The organism is Streptomyces mesophilus, from assembly GCF_040300965.1.
Taxonomy (GTDB): Bacteria; Actinomycetota; Actinomycetes; order Streptomycetales; family Streptomycetaceae; genus Streptomyces; species Streptomyces mesophilus_A.
Map to the genome: position 1 here is coordinate 27,600 of NZ_JBEPEW010000011.1, position 16,306 is coordinate 43,905.

The 16,306-nt window shown below is 69.2% G+C and carries 15 protein-coding genes; 11 read left to right on the top strand and 4 right to left on the bottom strand.

Annotated features, from left to right (window positions below; genetic code table 11):
* Positions 1 to 9: 9 nt before the first annotated feature.
* Positions 10 to 771 carry a TerB family tellurite resistance protein gene (locus tag ABT367_RS06570; protein WP_434975413.1) on the bottom strand — a complete coding sequence of 254 codons (762 nt, stop codon included), beginning with the start codon at positions 769 to 771 and terminating at the stop codon, positions 10 to 12.
* 147 nt (positions 772 to 918) lie between these two features.
* The gene (leuA, locus tag ABT367_RS06575) at positions 919 to 2,679 is read right to left on the bottom strand and encodes a 2-isopropylmalate synthase (RefSeq protein WP_352250231.1); all 1,761 of its coding nucleotides are present in this window, start codon (positions 2,677 to 2,679) and stop codon (positions 919 to 921) included.
* Between the two features lie 330 nt (positions 2,680 to 3,009).
* Here leuA and ABT367_RS06580 point away from each other — a divergent pair, with 330 nt between their 5' ends.
* The 3 genes from ABT367_RS06580 (at position 3,010) to ABT367_RS06590 (ending at position 6,886) form a co-directional block, all read left to right on the top strand.
* A complete protein-coding gene (locus tag ABT367_RS06580) occupies positions 3,010 to 4,077 on the top strand; it encodes a M4 family metallopeptidase (protein ID WP_352250232.1) in 1,068 nt (355 codons plus the stop codon).
* A gap of 54 nt (positions 4,078 to 4,131) precedes the next feature.
* Positions 4,132 to 4,398, top strand: coding sequence for a protealysin inhibitor emfourin (locus ABT367_RS06585; protein WP_352250234.1), 267 nt, complete (start codon positions 4,132 to 4,134; stop codon positions 4,396 to 4,398).
* Between the two features lie 289 nt (positions 4,399 to 4,687).
* Positions 4,688 to 6,886 carry a peptidoglycan recognition protein gene (locus ABT367_RS06590; RefSeq protein WP_352250236.1) on the top strand — a complete coding sequence of 733 codons (2,199 nt, stop codon included), beginning with the start codon at positions 4,688 to 4,690 and terminating at the stop codon, positions 6,884 to 6,886.
* Positions 6,887 to 7,014: 128 nt separating this feature from the next.
* On the opposite strand, the gene era is transcribed toward ABT367_RS06590, so the two are convergent.
* The gene (gene era, locus ABT367_RS06595) at positions 7,015 to 7,965 is read right to left on the bottom strand and encodes a GTPase Era (RefSeq protein ID WP_434975414.1); all 951 of its coding nucleotides are present in this window, start codon (positions 7,963 to 7,965) and stop codon (positions 7,015 to 7,017) included.
* A gap of 191 nt (positions 7,966 to 8,156) precedes the next feature.
* Here era and ABT367_RS06600 point away from each other — a divergent pair, with 191 nt between their 5' ends.
* Genes ABT367_RS06600 through ABT367_RS06615 form a run of 4 tightly spaced genes read left to right on the top strand, consistent with a single transcriptional unit; the run spans position 8,157 to position 11,388 of the window.
* Positions 8,157 to 9,212 carry a PhoH family protein gene (locus tag ABT367_RS06600; protein ID WP_352250240.1) on the top strand — a complete coding sequence of 352 codons (1,056 nt, stop codon included), beginning with the start codon at positions 8,157 to 8,159 and terminating at the stop codon, positions 9,210 to 9,212.
* A 28-nt stretch (positions 9,213 to 9,240) separates the two neighbouring features.
* Positions 9,241 to 9,738: an rRNA maturation RNase YbeY gene (gene ybeY / locus ABT367_RS06605; RefSeq protein ID WP_199548252.1), complete on the top strand. Its 498-nt coding sequence runs from the start codon at positions 9,241 to 9,243 to the stop codon at positions 9,736 to 9,738.
* The gene (locus ABT367_RS06610; RefSeq protein WP_352250242.1) at positions 9,735 to 11,042 is read left to right on the top strand and encodes a hemolysin family protein; all 1,308 of its coding nucleotides are present in this window, start codon (positions 9,735 to 9,737) and stop codon (positions 11,040 to 11,042) included. Before ybeY ends, ABT367_RS06610 begins: the two co-directional genes overlap by 4 nt.
* Positions 11,029 to 11,388: an MmcQ/YjbR family DNA-binding protein gene (locus ABT367_RS06615; RefSeq protein WP_352250244.1), complete on the top strand. Its 360-nt coding sequence runs from the start codon at positions 11,029 to 11,031 to the stop codon at positions 11,386 to 11,388. The genes ABT367_RS06610 and ABT367_RS06615 overlap by 14 nt, the downstream gene beginning before the upstream one ends.
* A gap of 6 nt (positions 11,389 to 11,394) precedes the next feature.
* Here ABT367_RS06615 and ABT367_RS06620 read toward each other — a convergent pair whose 3' ends face one another.
* Positions 11,395 to 12,699, bottom strand: coding sequence for an MFS transporter (locus ABT367_RS06620; RefSeq protein WP_434975416.1), 1,305 nt, complete (start codon positions 12,697 to 12,699; stop codon positions 11,395 to 11,397).
* Positions 12,700 to 13,038: 339 nt separating this feature from the next.
* Between ABT367_RS06620 and ABT367_RS06625 the strand changes: the two genes are divergently transcribed.
* The 4 genes from ABT367_RS06625 to ABT367_RS06640 all read left to right on the top strand — a co-directional run bounded on the left by ABT367_RS06625 (position 13,039) and on the right by ABT367_RS06640 (position 16,261).
* Positions 13,039 to 13,896: a helix-turn-helix transcriptional regulator gene (locus ABT367_RS06625; protein WP_352250332.1), complete on the top strand. Its 858-nt coding sequence runs from the start codon at positions 13,039 to 13,041 to the stop codon at positions 13,894 to 13,896.
* A 148-nt stretch (positions 13,897 to 14,044) separates the two neighbouring features.
* Complete coding sequence (locus ABT367_RS06630) at positions 14,045 to 14,821, top strand: hypothetical protein (protein WP_352250248.1); 777 nt, start codon at positions 14,045 to 14,047, stop codon at positions 14,819 to 14,821.
* Positions 14,822 to 14,858: 37 nt separating this feature from the next.
* A complete protein-coding gene (locus tag ABT367_RS06635) occupies positions 14,859 to 15,614 on the top strand; it encodes a hypothetical protein (protein ID WP_352250250.1) in 756 nt (251 codons plus the stop codon).
* A 293-nt stretch (positions 15,615 to 15,907) separates the two neighbouring features.
* On the top strand, positions 15,908 to 16,261 hold the full coding sequence (locus ABT367_RS06640) for a cytidine deaminase (protein ID WP_165336931.1): 354 nt from the start codon (positions 15,908 to 15,910) through the stop codon (positions 16,259 to 16,261).
* The last annotated feature ends 45 nt before the right edge of the window (positions 16,262 to 16,306 follow it).

Sequence of the window (16,306 nt, forward strand, 5' to 3'; positions counted from 1 at the left end):
GCGGGCCTGTCAGGAAGGCGTACGCGCGGCCGCAAGCAGCCGTTCGACGTCCTCGGTCCCCATGGTCAGCGCGGCCCCCACCGTGGCCAGCACCTCGCGCTCCGCAGGGGTGTACGGGCCGTCCGCGAGAGCGATCCGCGCGGCCTGCAGCAGAATCGCCTCCCGTCCGGGCGGAGCCAGATGCGGCGCCAACGGGTCGAGCGCCTCGTGGAGTTCGATGGCGAGGGTGACCCCCGAGGGGTCACAGGGACCGCCGGGCAGCCGCCCCGTGTCCTCGGCGAGCGCGGCCACCAGCGTGGTCAGCTGGTCCTCCGTGCAGTCGTCGAAGCCCGCGGAGCGCACCGCCCCGACGGCCCGCGAAAGGACCGTACGAGAAGAGGTGCCGCCGGCCGCGAGGACCGCGAGGGCGACCGTGTGCACGGCGTCGCGCAGCATCGCGGAGAACCGGTGCGTGGTCGGGTGGTCGAGGACGTCGGTCCCGAAGTGGTCGCGGCACGAGGCGCATTCGACGACCGGGCCCGCGGTGCCGCGCGACAGAAGCGGCACACCGAGCAGCGTGAAGCGCCTGCGGCCGGTCCTGCGACGGTAGTTGCGGTCCCCGCCGCAGCCCGGGCAGAAGAACTCTCCGTCGCCGATGGTGTTCCACGCGGTACGGACACCGCAGATGCGTCCCAGTACGCCGGGGTTTCGACCAACTCGTCCACTGGTCCGCACGCCACACCTCCGTAACGCTTCGGCAACGCTGCCGCGTTGGCGTGATGTTAGCCACATCAGTGATTGCCCGTCAGCACCTGTGACGCCAGATTGGCCAAGACCGTACGTACACACGTACAGAAAAAGGCCGGAGCCCCGGCCGCGGGAAGCGGACGGGGCCCCGGCCTGCGGGTGCCGAAAAGGATCAGCGGGTGCCGAAACGGGTCAGCGCGAGGCGCGGTTGACCGCGGAGACGACCGCCTTCAGCGAGGCACGCGTGGTGTTGGCGTCGATGCCGATGCCCCACAGGACCTTGTCGCCGATCGCGCACTCGATGTACGAGGCGGCCTGCGCCGAGGCGCCCTCGCTCATCGTGTGCTCCTGGTAGTCCAGCAGGCGGGCATCGATGCCGACGCCCTGCAGCGCGTGGAAGAACGCCGAGATCGGACCGTTGCCGGTGCCGACCAGCGTGGTCTCCACACCGTCCACCTCGGCCTCGACGGTCAGCGTGTCGATGCCGTCGCGGTCGGTCGTGGACTGGCCGTTGCGCACCTGGATACGGCCCCACGCGTTCTGCGGGTTGGGCAGGTACTCGTCCTGGAACGTGGCCCAGATGTCGGCCGGCGTGACCTCGCCGCCCTCGGCGTCCGTCTTGGCCTGAATCAGCTTGGAGAACTCGATCTGCATACGGCGCGGCAGATCCAGCTTGTGGTCGTTCTTCAGGACGTAGGCGATACCGCCCTTGCCGGACTGCGAGTTGACCCGGATGACCGCCTCGTAGGAGCGGCCGACGTCCTTCGGGTCGATGGGCAGATACGGCACGGCCCACTCGATCTCGTCGACGGTGACGCCCTTGGCCTTCGCGTCGGCCTCCATCGCGTCGAAGCCCTTCTTGATGGCGTCCTGGTGGGAGCCGGAGAAGGACGTGTAGACCAGATCGCCCACGTACGGGTGGCGCGGGTGGACCTCCATCTGGTTGCAGTACTCCCACACGCGACGGATCTCGTCGATGTCGGAGAAGTCGATCTCGGGGTCCACGCCCTGCGAGAACAGGTTCATGCCCAGGGTCACCAGGTCGACGTTGCCGGTGCGCTCGCCCTGCCCGAACAGGCAGCCCTCGATACGGTCGGCGCCGGCCATCAGGGCCAGTTCGGCGGCGGCCACCGCGGTGCCGCGGTCGTTGTGCGGGTGCACCGACAGGCAGACGTACTCGCGACGGGTCAGATTGCGGCCCATCCACTCGAAGCGGTCCGCGTGCGTCGACGGGGTCGAACGCTCCACCGTGGCGGGCAGGTTGAGAATGATCTCGCGGCCCGGACCCGGCTGCCATACGTCACATACGGCCTCGCAGACCTCCAGGGCGAAGTCCAGCTCGGTGTCCGTGAAGATCTCGGGGCTGTACTGGTAACCGAAGACGGTCCGCTCGTCCAGCAGCTTCTCGGCGTACTCCATCACCAGCCGCGTACCGTCCACGGCGATCTGCTTGATGTCTTCCTTGGAGCCGCGGAAGACGACCCGGCGGAAGACCGGCGCGGTCGCGTTGTACAGGTGCAGGGTGGCCCGCTTGGCGCCCTTCAGGGACTCCACGGTCCGCTCGATCAGGTCCTCACGGGCCTGGGTCAGGACGGAGATGGTGACGTCGTCCGGGATGGCGCCCGGCTCCTCGATGATCGACCGTACGAAGTCGAAGTCGGTCTGACCGGAGGCCGGGAAGCCGACCTCGATCTCCTTGTAGCCCATCTTGACCAGCTGGTCGAACATCCGGCGCTTGCGCTCGGGCGACATCGGGTCGATCAGGGCCTGGTTGCCGTCCCGCAGATCCGTGGACAGCCAGCGAGGCGCCTTGGTGATGCGCTGCGAGGGCCAGGTGCGGTCGGCGATGTCCACGTCCTCGTACCCGCGGTACTTGTGGACCGGCATGCCCGAGGGCTTCTGGTCGTGCGTGGCATTGGTGATGGGCGTCTCGTTGCCTGCAAATGCAGTCATGATGCGTAGGGCTCCTCATTGGTCCGCTCGTGGGCGGCCGACGGGTCGTAGCGCAACACCAAACTCCGCGGGGAGGGGGTCGGCCTACGTCTTACAGGCCCTCGCCGCGGCAGCTAAGGAGAAGCAGCCCGAAACGCATGATGCCGAGCAGCGTAGCCGAGGCTCACGCCGGGCGCGGGACTGTTTCAGTATGCGGGACCGGGCGTACGTATCGGGCCAGAGGTGAGGAATGCCTCGGAATGGCCGGTCTTCGCTCGATCTCGCGAATCCCGTTCACCGATCATGGTTGCTGGTAGTGACAGAGTCATAACTCAGTGCCACTGTGCGGCCATGACCGCCAACCGCACGGGCTTCGAGCCTGTCTTCTGCACCATCGTGCCGCCCCATGTTCTCGACCGCCTCGCCAGGTCCGGGGACCCGCAGCTGTCCGCAGCCGCCCGTAAGACCCTCGTCGCGGACGCCGCACAGCGCACCGCGCGCCGGCTGACCACGGTCGTCGGCGCGCCCTCGGTTGCCCCGGCCGCCGAGCCGGAGAAGCCGAACCGCACCATCCACGACGCGAAGCACAAGCAGGACCTGCCCGGCAAGAAGGTCCGCGGCGAGGGCGACAAGCCCGGCAAGGACGCGACGGTCAACCGGGCGTACGCGGGCCTCGGCGCGACCTTCGAGCTGTTCCTGAAGGCGTTCTCGCGCAACTCCATCGACGGCCAGGGCCTCCCCCTGATCGCCACCGTGCACTTCGGCGAGGACTACGGGAACGCCTTCTGGAACGGCGAGCAGATGGTGTTCGGCGACGGGGACGGCGAGATCTTCCTCGACTTCACGATCCCGGTGGACGTCATCGGCCACGAACTCGCCCACGGCGTCACGCAGTACACCGCGAACTTCTCGTACTTCGGGCAGCCGGGCGCGCTCAACGAGTCGGTCTCGGACGTCTTCGGCTCGCTCATCAAGCAGTACACGCTCGGCCAGAACGCCGAGCAGGCCGACTGGCTGATCGGTGCGGGGCTGCTGGCGCCGCGTGTCACGGGCAAGGCGCTGCGCTCGATGAAGGAGCCGGGTTCGGCGTACGACGACGACGTGCTCGGCAAGGACCCGCAGCCGGCCACGATGGACGGCTATGTGCGCACCGGCCGCGACAACGGCGGCGTGCACATCAACTCGGGCATCCCCAACCACGCCTTCTACCTGGCGGCGGAGGCCCTCGGCGGCAACGCGTGGGAGCGGGCCGGGCAGATCTGGTACGACACGCTGACGGCCGGCGGGCTCGAAGTCGACGCGAACTTCGAGGACTTCGCCAAGGCGACGGTGGCGGCCGCGGCCTCCCGTTACGGGGAGGGCGAGGAGCACCAGGCGGTGGTGAAGGCCTGGTCCCAGGTGGGCGTCGCCTCGTCGTGATCCCGGGTACGGGGCGGGTTCCGCACCGGCCCGCCCCGTACTAGACAGGAAGACATGCGTATCCAAGTCAGGCGTACCGGAGGGTTCGGCGGTCTCGATCACTACCGCTCGGTCGATACGAAGGGCCGCCTCGATGCGGCGGACTGGCAGGCGCTCGCCGAGGAGGCCCTCGCGCAGGGCCGGCTCTCGCCCCCGATAGGGGTGCCGGACGGTTTCACGTACCAAATCACCGTCGACGGGCGGACCGTGTACTGCGCGGATCCGCGGCTGACCGAGCCGCAGCGGAAGTTGATCTCGCGGGTGCTCAAAGAGGGCGACTGAACGCGGGCGACCAGGAGCCCGCTCCGCGGGGCCGTCGACGCGGGGTCGTCGACGGCCGGCCCCGCCCCTGGCCGAGTCGTCCCACCTGCCCCAATCCCCCCAGCCGTAGCGTGACTTAGGTCACTTGAAGCGGTTCGGCGGTGACACTTCCTGCTCCCACCCCGCTGTCCAAGCGTGGCCGCACCTGTGACGGGTGTGCCTCCAGTGACGTCTTTCTTTTGGTCCTCGGACCTTTCAGGGGTGGGAATCCGTGAGTCGACGCATGTCGCATGCATACAGACCGCTGAGCATGAAGCGCCGAGCCTGGCTGACGCTCGGTGCGGTGCTGGTGGGAGGCGGCGGCATCATCACGTACGCCGTCGCGAGCCCGTCCGACGGACAGTCGGGCACGGGTCAGGCCAAGCGTCCGGTGAAGGTCTACGACCTGACGCTGAAGAGCGCGCAGAACGGCCGGCGTGAGCTGCCGCGTACGGACACCGAGCAGTTCTCGATGCTCGGTGTCTCCTGGACGGACGCGGAGAAGCGGTTGCAGGGCAAGGCCCAGGTGCGCACCCGCAGCATCGGGACCGGTGCGTGGTCCGGCTGGCGGGAGCTCGAGGCGAACGTCGATCCGCTGGAGGACCCCGAGGCCCGCGAGGAGGCGCGCGGCGCCACCGAGCCGGTCTGGGTGGGCCCCTCCGACGGTGTCGAGGTGCAGGTAGTCCACAAGGACGGCTCCACCTCCGCGCTCCCCAAGGGCCTCGAGGTCAGTCTGATCGACCCGGGTGTGGTGACCAAGGCCGAGACGCGGGCCGAGCCGGCGGCGTACGCGGTCGAGGAGACGCCGGGTGCGACCGCCTCGCCCGGCGACTCGTCCTCGCCATCGCCCTCGTCCAGTGACCCGGCCTCGCCGTCGGCTTCCGCAACCGCCGGCCCGTCGGCTTCCGCAACCGCCAGCCCCTCGCCCACGACGCCCACCGCGCCGCCGTCGACCGTGCCGCAGCCGCCGGTCACCTCGCGCGCCGGCTGGGGCGCGGACGAGAAGCTGAGCCCCGACCCGTCGGAGTACAACGCCGACGTCAAGGCCGTGTTCGTGCACCACACGGACGGCACCAATACCTACGCGTGCACCGACTCGGCGGCCATCGTCCGGGGCATCTACGCGTACCACACGCAGACCAACGGCTGGAACGACATCGGCTACAACTTCCTCGTCGACAAGTGCGGCACGGTCTTCGAGGGCCGCAAGGGCGGCATCGACCTGCCGGTGCTCGGCGCGCACACCTACGGCTGGAACCGTGAGTCGACCGGCATCGCGGTCCTCGGCAACTACACGACCGCCGGCGCCGCCTCGGCCGCGCAGACCTCGGTCGCCCGGATCGCCGCCTGGAAGCTCGGCCAGTACAACGCCGACCCGTCGGGGACCGTCCAGCTCACCGCGGGCGCGACGCAGAAGAACTACTTCGGCACCGGCTTCACCGCGGGCAGCACGTACACGTTCAACCGGGTCTCCGCCCACCGCGACGGCTACAACACGCAGTGCCCGGGCAACTCCCTCTACGCCCAGCTGCCGGCCATCCGCACCATGGCGTCCGGTCCGGTGCAGGGCCTGAAGGTCACCTCGACCACCGGTGCGGCGCTGTCGGGCACGACGTACTACACGAAGGGCGCGATCACCGCGAAGTGGTCGACCACGACGCCCGGCTCCCTGATCAAGCGCTTCGAGCTCCTCGTGGACGGCAAGGTCGCCGCCACCGCCTCCGGTACGGCCACTTCGGCCGCCGCCACGCTCGCCGTGGGCAGCCACACCGTCGCCGTACGCGCCGTGCACCAGTCCGGCAGGACGGTGACCACCACCGCGCAGAACTTCGTGGCGGAGACCACCGCGCCGACCTTCCCGACCGCGCCGAACCTGGCCCTGGCCACCGGCACCGTCACCACCACCTCGGTCCCGGTGAGCCTGCGCTGGAAGGCCGCCGACAACACGGCACTGCAGAGCGTGAAGCAGGTCGTTCCCACCGCCGCCACGTTCGGCCCGACCACCACCTCGGTCGCCCGCACGGCCAAGCCCGGCACCGCGACCACCTGGTCGATGGCGGCGTACGACTTCGCGGGCAACTCCCGTACGGCGTCCGCGGCCTTCACGCCGGTCATCCTGCAGGAGACCTCCGCGGTCAAGTCCGGCAGCTGGACGACCCGTTCCTCCACCAGCTACCTGGGCGGCAAGTCGTACTCGAGCGGTTCCAAGGGTGCGAGCCTGAGCTGGACGTTCACCGGGCGCTCCGCCTCGTGGGTGGTCAGCCGGGCGTCGTCCTCGGGTCAGGTGTACGTCTACGTGGACGGCGTGAAGGTCAGCACCGTCGACCTGAAGTCCTCCACCACGCTGTACCGCCAGGCGATCTGGACGAAGACGTGGGCCGGCAGCGCCAAGCACACCGTGAAGATCGTCGTGGTCGGCACCAGCGGCCGTCCGACCATCACGACGGACGGTCTGGTCTACATCAAGTAGCCAACGTCTCCATCAGGCAGCTCACGCCGCCGAACGCAGAAGTCCGGGCGTCCACCCAGCAAGCGGGGTGGACGCCCGGACTTCGTTCACGGCTGTGCGCGAGGGTTCACCGCTGTGCGCGAAGCCGGCTAGAACCCCAGCTTCCGCAGCTGCTTGGGGTCCCGCTGCCAGTCCTTGGCGACCTTCACATGCAGGTCGAGGAAGACCGGCGTACCGAGCAGCGCCTCGATCTGCTTGCGGGACTTGGTCCCGACGTCCTTCAGACGCTTGCCCTGGGGGCCGATGATGATGCCCTTCTGGCTGGAGCGCTCGATGTAGACGTTCGCGTGGATGTCGAGCAGCGGCTTGTCCTTCGGGCGGTTCTCGCGCGGCAGCATCTCCTCGACGACCACCGCGATCGAGTGCGGCAGCTCGTCCCGTACGCCTTCGAGCGCGGCCTCGCGGATCAGCTCCGCCACCATCACCATCTCCGGCTCGTCCGTGAGGTCGCCCTCCGGGTAGAGCGGCGGGCTCTCCGGAAGCAGCGGGACGAGGAGGTCCGCGAGCAGCCCGACCTGCTCGCCCTTGACCGCGGAGACCGGGATGATCTCGGCCCACTCGAAGCCCAGCTCCTGCGCGAGCCGGTCGATGGCGATCAGCTGCTCGGCGAGCGCCTTGGATTCGACGAGGTCCGTCTTGGTGACGATCGCGATCTTCGGGGTCTTCTTGATCCCCGCGAGCTCCTTGGCGATGAAGCGGTCGCCCGGACCGAGCTTCTCGTTCGCCGGCAGGCAGAAGCCGATGACGTCGACCTCGGCCCATGTCGTACGGACGACGTCGTTGAGCCGCTCGCCGAGGAGGGTGCGCGGCTTGTGGAGGCCGGGGGTGTCCACCAGGATCAGCTGCGCGTCCTCGCGGTGCACGATGCCGCGCACCGTGTGCCGCGTGGTCTGCGGCCGGTTCGACGTGATGGCGACCTTCTGGCCCACGAGTGCGTTGGTCAGGGTGGACTTGCCCGCGTTCGGACGGCCCACGAAGCAGGCGAAACCTGCGCGGTGCGGTGCCTGCGACTCGGAGGAAGGTGCGCTCATGCGGCCCATTGTCCCTGATACCTGGAGGGCTGCCTGCCACGGTGCCCCTTAAAACAACGGCCCGGGGCGCCGACAGTCCGCCGGGCGCCGTAAAACCCCTCGGTCCTGTCAGTCCCCCGACGTACCCTTGGAGTGCAAGGTCCGCCGCCGCAGGCGGAGCGCCGCACGAGGAGGACGACCTCAGGCCACAGCGCCGGCTCATGACTCAGACACCGACAGTTCAGCCCTCCGCGCAGGGCCCCGCACGAGCCCAGTTCACCGTGCCTGCCAAGCACCCGATGGTGACGGTGCTCGGCTCCGGAGACTCCCTGCTGCGTGTGATCGAGAAGGCCTTCCCGGCGGCCGACATCCATGTCCGGGGCAATGAGATCAGCGCCGTCGGCGACCGCGAAGAAGTCGCTCTCGTACAGCGCCTGTTCGACGAGATGATGCTGGTGCTCCGCACGGGCCAGCCGATGACGGAGGACGCAGTGGAACGCTCGATCGCCATGCTCAGGGCGAGCGAGAACGGGGAAGGGCCGGACGAGACCCCGGCCGAGGTGCTGACGCAGAACATCCTGTCCTCGCGGGGGCGCACGATCCGCCCCAAGACGCTCAACCAGAAGCGCTATGTCGACGCGATCGACCAGCACACGATCGTCTTCGGCATCGGCCCCGCCGGTACGGGCAAGACCTATCTCGCCATGGCGAAGGCGGTGCAGGCCCTGCAGTCCAAGCAGGTCAACCGCATCATCCTGACCCGTCCCGCGGTCGAGGCCGGCGAGCGCCTGGGATTCCTGCCGGGCACGCTCTACGAGAAGATCGACCCGTATCTGCGCCCGCTCTACGACGCGCTGCACGACATGCTCGACCCGGATTCGATCCCGCGCCTGATGGCCGCCGGGACGATCGAGGTCGCGCCGCTGGCGTATATGCGCGGTCGCACGCTCAATGACGCCTTCATCATTCTCGACGAGGCCCAGAACACCTCGCCCGAGCAGATGAAGATGTTCCTGACCCGGCTCGGCTTCGAATCGAAGATCGTCATCACCGGTGACGTCACCCAGGTCGACCTGCCGAGCGGTACGAAGAGCGGTCTGCGCCAGGTCCAGGAGATCCTGGAGGGCGTGGACGATGTGCACTTCTCGCGGCTCACGTCGCACGATGTCGTACGGCACAAGCTCGTCGGCCGTATCGTCGACGCCTACGAGAAGTACGACAGCGAGCACGGCACGGAGAACGGCGCCCACAAGGGCGGCCGCACCAAGCGGCCGTGACATTTTAAATACGGAGCAACAGCGCACCATGGCGATCGACGTCAACAACGAGTCCGGAACCGAGGTCGACGAGCAGGCGATCCTCGACATCGCCCGCTACGCGCTCGCGCGGATGCGGATCCACCCGCTCTCCGAGCTGTCGGTGATCGTCGTGGACACCGACGCCATGGAGCAGCTGCACATCCAGTGGATGGACCTGCCGGGTCCCACGGATGTCATGTCGTTCCCGATGGACGAGCTGCGCCCGCCCATGAAGGACGACGAGGAGCCGCCGCAGGGTCTGCTCGGCGACATCGTGCTCTGCCCGGAGGTCGCCGAGAAGCAGGGCAAGGACGCCGAGACGGAGCACTCCATGGACGAGGAGCTCCAGCTGCTCACCGTGCACGGGGTGCTGCACCTGCTCGGGTACGACCATGAGGAGCCGGACGAGAAGGCCGAGATGTTCGGCCTCCAGGCCGCGATCGTCGACGGCTGGCGCGAGGAGCGCGGCATGACCGGACCGTCGCCGGCACCCACGGTCTCGTGAGTACCGCCCTGATCCTCGGCGTCATCGCGCTGGTGATCGTCGCCTGGCTCGCCTCCTGCGCGGAGGCGGGCCTCGCGCGCGTTTCCAGCTTCCGCGCGGCCGAGGCGGTGCGCCAGGGCCGTCGGGGCAGCGCGAAGCTGGAGCAGGTCGCGGCCGATCCGACGCGGTATCTCAATGTGGCGCTGCTCGTCCGGGTCGCCTGCGAGATGGCCGCCGCCGCGCTCGTCACATACGCCTGTCTGCGGGAGTTCGACGAGACCTGGCAGGCCCTCGCGGTCGCCATCGGTGTGATGGTGCTCGTCAGCTATGTGGCGGTCGGTGTATCGCCGCGCACCATCGGACGCCAGCATCCGCTCAACACGGCGACGGCCTCCGCGTACGTGCTGCTGCCGCTGGCCCGGATCATGGGCCCGATCCCCCGCCTGCTGATCCTGATCGGCAACGCACTGACCCCCGGCAAGGGCTTTCGCCGGGGGCCGTTCGCGTCCGAGGCCGAGCTGCGCGCCATGGTGGACCTCGCCGAGCAGGAGTCGCTGATCGAGGACGACGAGCGCCGGATGGTGCACTCGGTGTTCGAGCTCGGCGACACCCTCGTACGCGAAGTGATGGTGCCGCGTACGGACTTGATCGTCATCGAGCGGTACAAGACCATCCGGCAGGCGCTCACGCTCGCGCTCAGGTCCGGGTTCTCGCGGATCCCGGTGACGGGCGAGAGCGAGGACGACGTGGTCGGGATGGTCTACCTCAAGGACCTGGCCCGCAAGACCCATATCAACCGGGACGCCGAGTCCGAGCTGGTCTCCACGGCGATGCGGCCCGCGTCCTTCGTACCGGACACCAAGAACGCCGGTGATCTGCTGCGCGAGATGCAGCAGGACCGCAACCACGTCGCGGTCGTGATCGACGAGTACGGCGGCACGGCCGGCATCGTGACCATCGAGGACATCCTCGAGGAGATCGTCGGCGAGATCACCGACGAGTACGACCGGGAGATCGACCCCGTCGAGCAGCTCGGCGAGGACCGGTTCCGGGTCACCGCGCGGCTCGATGTGGAGGACCTCGGCGAGCTGTACGGGCTCGAGGAGTTCGACGACGACGATGTGGAGACGGTCGGCGGTCTGCTCGCGAAGGCGCTCGGCAGGGTCCCGATCGCGGGTGCCGAGGCCCTGGTCGAGCTGCCCGACGGGCGCTCCCTGAAGCTCACCGCGGAGTCGGCGGCGGGCCGACGCAACAAGATCATGACGGTGCTCGTGGAGCCGGTGGCGGTACCGGACGTGGAGGACACCAAGGATGAAACCCGCTGAACTGCGCGCCTTCTGCCTGTCGTTCAACGCGGCGGTGGAGGAGTTCCCCTTCTCGCGCCATCAGGAGCTCTCCACCTTCAAGGTGCTCGGCAAGATCTTCGCGTTCGGCGCGCTCGACGAGAAGCCGCTGACGCTCACGCTCAAGGCGGAGCCCGAGAACGCGATCCTCCAGCGTGAGCAGCACCCGGCGATCGTGCCCGGCTGGCACGTCAACAAGCGGCACTGGAACACGGTGACCGTGGCAGAGCTCCCGGACGTCCTTGTCCGGGAGCTCATCGAGGATTCTTACGATCTGGTGGTCGCGGGGCTGCCGAAGGCGGAGCGGCTGCGGCTCGACCGGGGCTGAACTCCCTTAACGCTGCTGCGACTTCCGCAGTCCGAGCGCGATCAGCGCGGCAGCGACCAGCACGATCGCCGCGTCCAGGGCGACCACCGTGTGATAGCCGGAGGTCAGATCGTCCGCGGTGGTGGCGAGCACGCCGAGCAGCGGGATGCCGACGGTCAGACCGAGCTGCTGGCTGCTGGTGACCAGACCGGTGGCGAGGCCCTGCTGCTCGTCCGGGACGCCGGAGGTCACTGTGATGCCGTACGAGATGATCGCGCCCATGTGGAAGACGCAGGCAAGCGAGGCCACGAGGGTCGCGAGCACGACCCCGAGGGTGCCGGTGCCGGTCACCAGGAGCGCGGCCGTGAACACCGCCTGTCCCGCGAGGCCGACGACGAGGACCTTGCGCGAGCCGACGCGGCCGACGACGCGCGGCGTCAGGGTGCCGGAGACGAGGGCCGCCAGGCCCTGGACCCCGAAGACGATGCCCGTCTGGAGGGGCGAGAGGCCGAGGGTCTCCTGCAGATAGAGGGTCAGCACGAAGACGATCGTCGTCATCATCGAGAAGGTGATCAGGCCGCCGATATTGCCCCAGGCGACGGTCGGACGGCGCAGCATCGGCAGCGAGACCAGCGGCTGCGCGGTGCGGGACTCGATCCGGACGAACGCGGCGAGCAGCAACAGACCGGCGGCCAGCGCAAGTTGGACGTCGAGGGTGCCGAAACCGTGCTCGGCGGCCGTGGTCAGGGCGTAGATCAGGGCGAGCAGTCCGCCGGTGACGGTGATCGCGCCGGGGACGTCGAGCCGCGGACGCTCAGGGTTGCGGGACTCCGTGAGCAGCGCGGGGGCGAGCGGAAGCACGATCACGGCGAACAGGGCGAGCAGTCCCATCGTCGAGCGCCACCCGAGGGTGTCGGTGAGGATGCCGCCGAGCACCATGCCGACGGTGAAGCCGAGCGACATCAGCGTGCCGGAGAGGCCGAGTGCCCGGTCGCGCTGCGGGCCCTCCCGGAAGGTGGTGGTCAGCAGCGCCATGCCGGTGGGCACGATCGCGGCCGCGCCGATGCCCTGAAGCGCCCTCGCGGCGAGGAACGACGAGGCGTCCCACGCGAAGGTCGCGAGCACAGAGGCGGCGCCGAACAGCGCGAGCCCGGACAGGAAGAGCCGGCGCCTTCCGTACAGATCGCCGAGCCGTCCGGAAAGGAGCAGGAAACCGCCCGACGGCAGCGCGAAGGCGGTCACGGCCCACTGCAGTGCGGCGTCGCTCATGTTGAGGTCGGCGCCGAGGACGGGCAGTGCCACGTTCAGTACGGAGAAGTCGAGCGCGACCATGAACTGGGCGGCGCAGAGCACGAAGAGGACGAGCTTGTCGCGGGCGGAGAGGCGGGCGGCGGACCGGCCGGGGGTGTGGCCTTCCGCGGCGATACGTGCGGAACTGTCCGTATCCGCTGAGGGATTGGCCGAGGGGGCGGAGGTGTCGAGTGCCATGACCAAGAGCCTCGGGCCATCGGAATATCCGTGGAGAGTGGGAACTTATCCTGGTGGCCGCACCACCAGTCGTGCCGCCGGCCTTGCCGCCAGTTCGCACGACCAGTCGCACCACCAGCCGTGCCGCCAGTTCGCACGACCAGCAGAGCTCCGGGGGGAGAGCGAGTGACCGAGACCGCTGCCATGAAGACCCACCGCCTGTCGGAGCTGCGCGAATTCCTGATGAGCCGCAGGGCGCGTGTGACACCGGCCGAGGCGGGGCTGCCCGCCGGCGGCCGGCGCCGTACGCCCGGGCTGCGCCGCGAGGAGGTGGCGGTGCTCGCCGGGGTCGGGGCGTCCTGGTACCAGTGGCTGGAGCAGGGCCGCGACATCTCCGTATCGCCGCAGGTGCTCGACTCGGTGGCCCGGGTGCTTCGGATGTCCAGCGCCGAGCGGCGGCATCTGTACGTGCTGTCGGGGCTCAATCCGCCGGCGCTCGAGGTCGACGGGTGCGACGACGCCATGTGCGACGGTCTGAAGCGGCTCATCGACGCGTGGATGCCGTATCCGGCGCACATCATGGACCAGTACTGGAACTGCGTCACGTACAACGACGCGGCCGCCATGATCCTCGGGATGCGGCCCGAGACCCGGCAGAACTGCCTGATCGACTTCTTCACCGACGCGCTCTACCGCTCGCGGGCCACGCACTGGGAGGCCAACGCGGAGATCCTGGTGGCCCAGTTCCGCTCCGCCTGCTCCGAGTCGCCCGACGACGAGGGCTTCCGGGCGCTGGTCGAGGAGGCCAAGGAGGCGAGCGCCGAGTTCGCGGCCCTGTGGGAGCGCCGGGACATCTCGCCCGGCGGCGTGATGAACAAGCAGCTCGACCACCCGATGGTCGGCGCCCTCCACTTCGAGGCGACCCAACTGCGCGTACCGGCCCGCCCGGACCTGGTGATCGTGCTGCACACACCGCTGCCGGTAGCGGAGACGGTGCGCAAGGTGGAGTGGCTGGCGACGCCGGAGGGGCGGCGGGGGTCGATGTATCCGATCGCCGGCTGAGGCGCTGTGGAGGGCGGGGTCGGGACTTTGGTCCCTGCTCGACGGGCCCATCGGCGCGCTTGGCGCCTTTACCTGGCGCTTAGGTTGGTGGCATACCAACGGCCGGCAAACGGTCGGCCGACGGTCGATCACCCTCTCAGGAGACCTCGTGCGTACCCGTAACTCCCGTGCCGCAACTGGCGTGTTGGCGGCCGTGTCGCTGCTGGCCGTGGCGGGGTGCGGGGGCTCGGCGGACGCGGAGGAGCAGCCGAAGGCCGCGAAATCGGCTTCGCCCTCCGCCTCCCCGAAGCAGGTGGCTGCGCCGCTGACGCAGAAGCAGGTCGAGGAGGCGTTGATCGAGGTGGCCGATCTGCCGAAGGGGTGGAAGATCGACGCTTCCGGAAGCGGAGAGGACGACGAGTCCGCCGAGGAGGAGTTCGACGTCGGCAAGGCCGACAAGCCGCAGTGCCAGCCCCTGCTCGACGGCTCCATGACCGGGGGGTCGGGCGTGAAGCCCAAGGCCTTGGCCGCCGCCTACTTCACCAAGAGCTCCGACGCCGGCCCTTACATGATGGTCACCGTCGAGGCGTACACGGAGAAGCAGGCCAAGGAGTTCATGAAGCCCTCCGAGACGCTGACCGGATGCGAGTCGTTCGGCGCCGAACTGGACGGAGCGCAGGTCGACTTCACCTCGAGCGAGTTGTCCGTACGCCAGGTCGGCGACGAGACCGTGGGCTACCGGAGCTCCACCCTGATCGGGGACGAGGAGTTCTACCTCGCGATGCAGTCGGACACCGTCACGGCACGCATCGGCAACACGCTCGTCACGGTCTCGCAGACGTCGATGTCCAACGCCGACCAGAACGCTCTGGACCAGGCGCTGGGGAAGCTCGTCGAGAAGACCCGCAAGGTCGCCGCGAAGGGCGCCGCAGGCGCCGGCGTCTGACCCTCCCCCGCACACACTTCCCATCAGGAGAACCCCCGTGCGTACCAACCTGCGCCGCGCAGCCGCCGCTGCCCTCGCATCGTCCTCGCTGCTGTTCGTGGCAGCCTGCGGCGGCTCCGCCGAAGCGGAGGACAAGCCCGCTGCGAAGAAGTCGGAATCAGCGAAGCCGGCACCTCCTGCGAAGCCGCTCACGAAGGCCCAGGCCGAGGGCGCACTTCTTGAGCTCAAGGACATGCCGCCCGGCTGGAGCGTGGACCAGAGCGTGGCCGACCAGTCCGAGGATGCCATCGAGCGCTCCTTGGGCAAGGTGGACAAGGCCGCGTGCCAGCCGCTGCTCGACTCCGAGGTGGGCTCGGAGGACAACCCCAAGCCTCAGGCTTACGTCGTCACGGGTTTCGCCAAGGACGCAGAGGACGGACCTTTCCTCACCAACGCCGTCACCGCGTACACCGCCGCCGAGGCAAAGGGCCTCATGGCGAAGCCCCTCCCCAAGGGCTGCGACTCCTTCACCGGCGTCGTGTCCTACGAAGAGGGCGACGAGAAGGCCACGTTCACCTTCAAGGAGATGCCCGCGCCCGCCATCGGTGACCAGGCCGTCGCACAGCGCCTCACGGTGAACTGGGCGAACGACGACCTGCAGCCGACCCAACTCGACCTCGTCGCCGCCCGGGTCGAAGGCGTGATCGTGGCCGTCCAGACGGACAGCCCGTACGACGCCGACGACGCCGCCCTCCAGGCTGCGTTCAAGAAGGCCGTCGCGAAGGCCGAGGCCGCGACCAAGGCCGCCAAGTAGACCTGCCCCCACAGCAGGGGGACATGGGGAGGGGAAACGGGGGAACCTCGGGGGTTCAGGGAGGGACCCGGAGGGGAGAGCACCCCGGTGCGGCCGTTGGGAGACGGCGCGCACCGGGGTGCTCCTGCATGCGGGCGGCCGTGCACAGCCCCGCACCGGGGTGCTCCGGCGTGCGGGCGGCCGTGCGCGGCATACGGGGACGGCGCCGCACGGGCACCGTGCCGTGACATACGGAGACGGCGCCGCACGGGCCCCGCCCGGCGCGCCCCCGGCCCGCTTCGTATGCTCGACGCATGACCGAAAGCACCCCCCTCGACCCCGAGGACCGCAAGATCGTCACGCTGGCGCGCAGCGCCCGTGCCCGCAACGAGGTGCCCGAGGGCGCCGCCGTACGCGACGAGACCGGGCGCACCTACGTGGCCGGCACCGTGGCGCTCGACTCGCTCAAGCTGAGTGCGCTGCGTACGGCGGTCGCGATGGCGGTGGCGAGCGGTGCGCAGTCCCTGGAGGCCGCGGCCGTCGTCAGCTCCGTGGAAGCGCTTGCGGCGGAGGACCTCGCGGCCGTACGCGATCTCGGCGGAGCCGGCACTCCGGTTCTGCTCGCGGGGCCCGACGGAACCGTGCGCTCCACCACGCCCGCTGGCTGAATCGAGCCCCAGACTCCCTTGCTGAGCAGGGATGTTGACTGACGG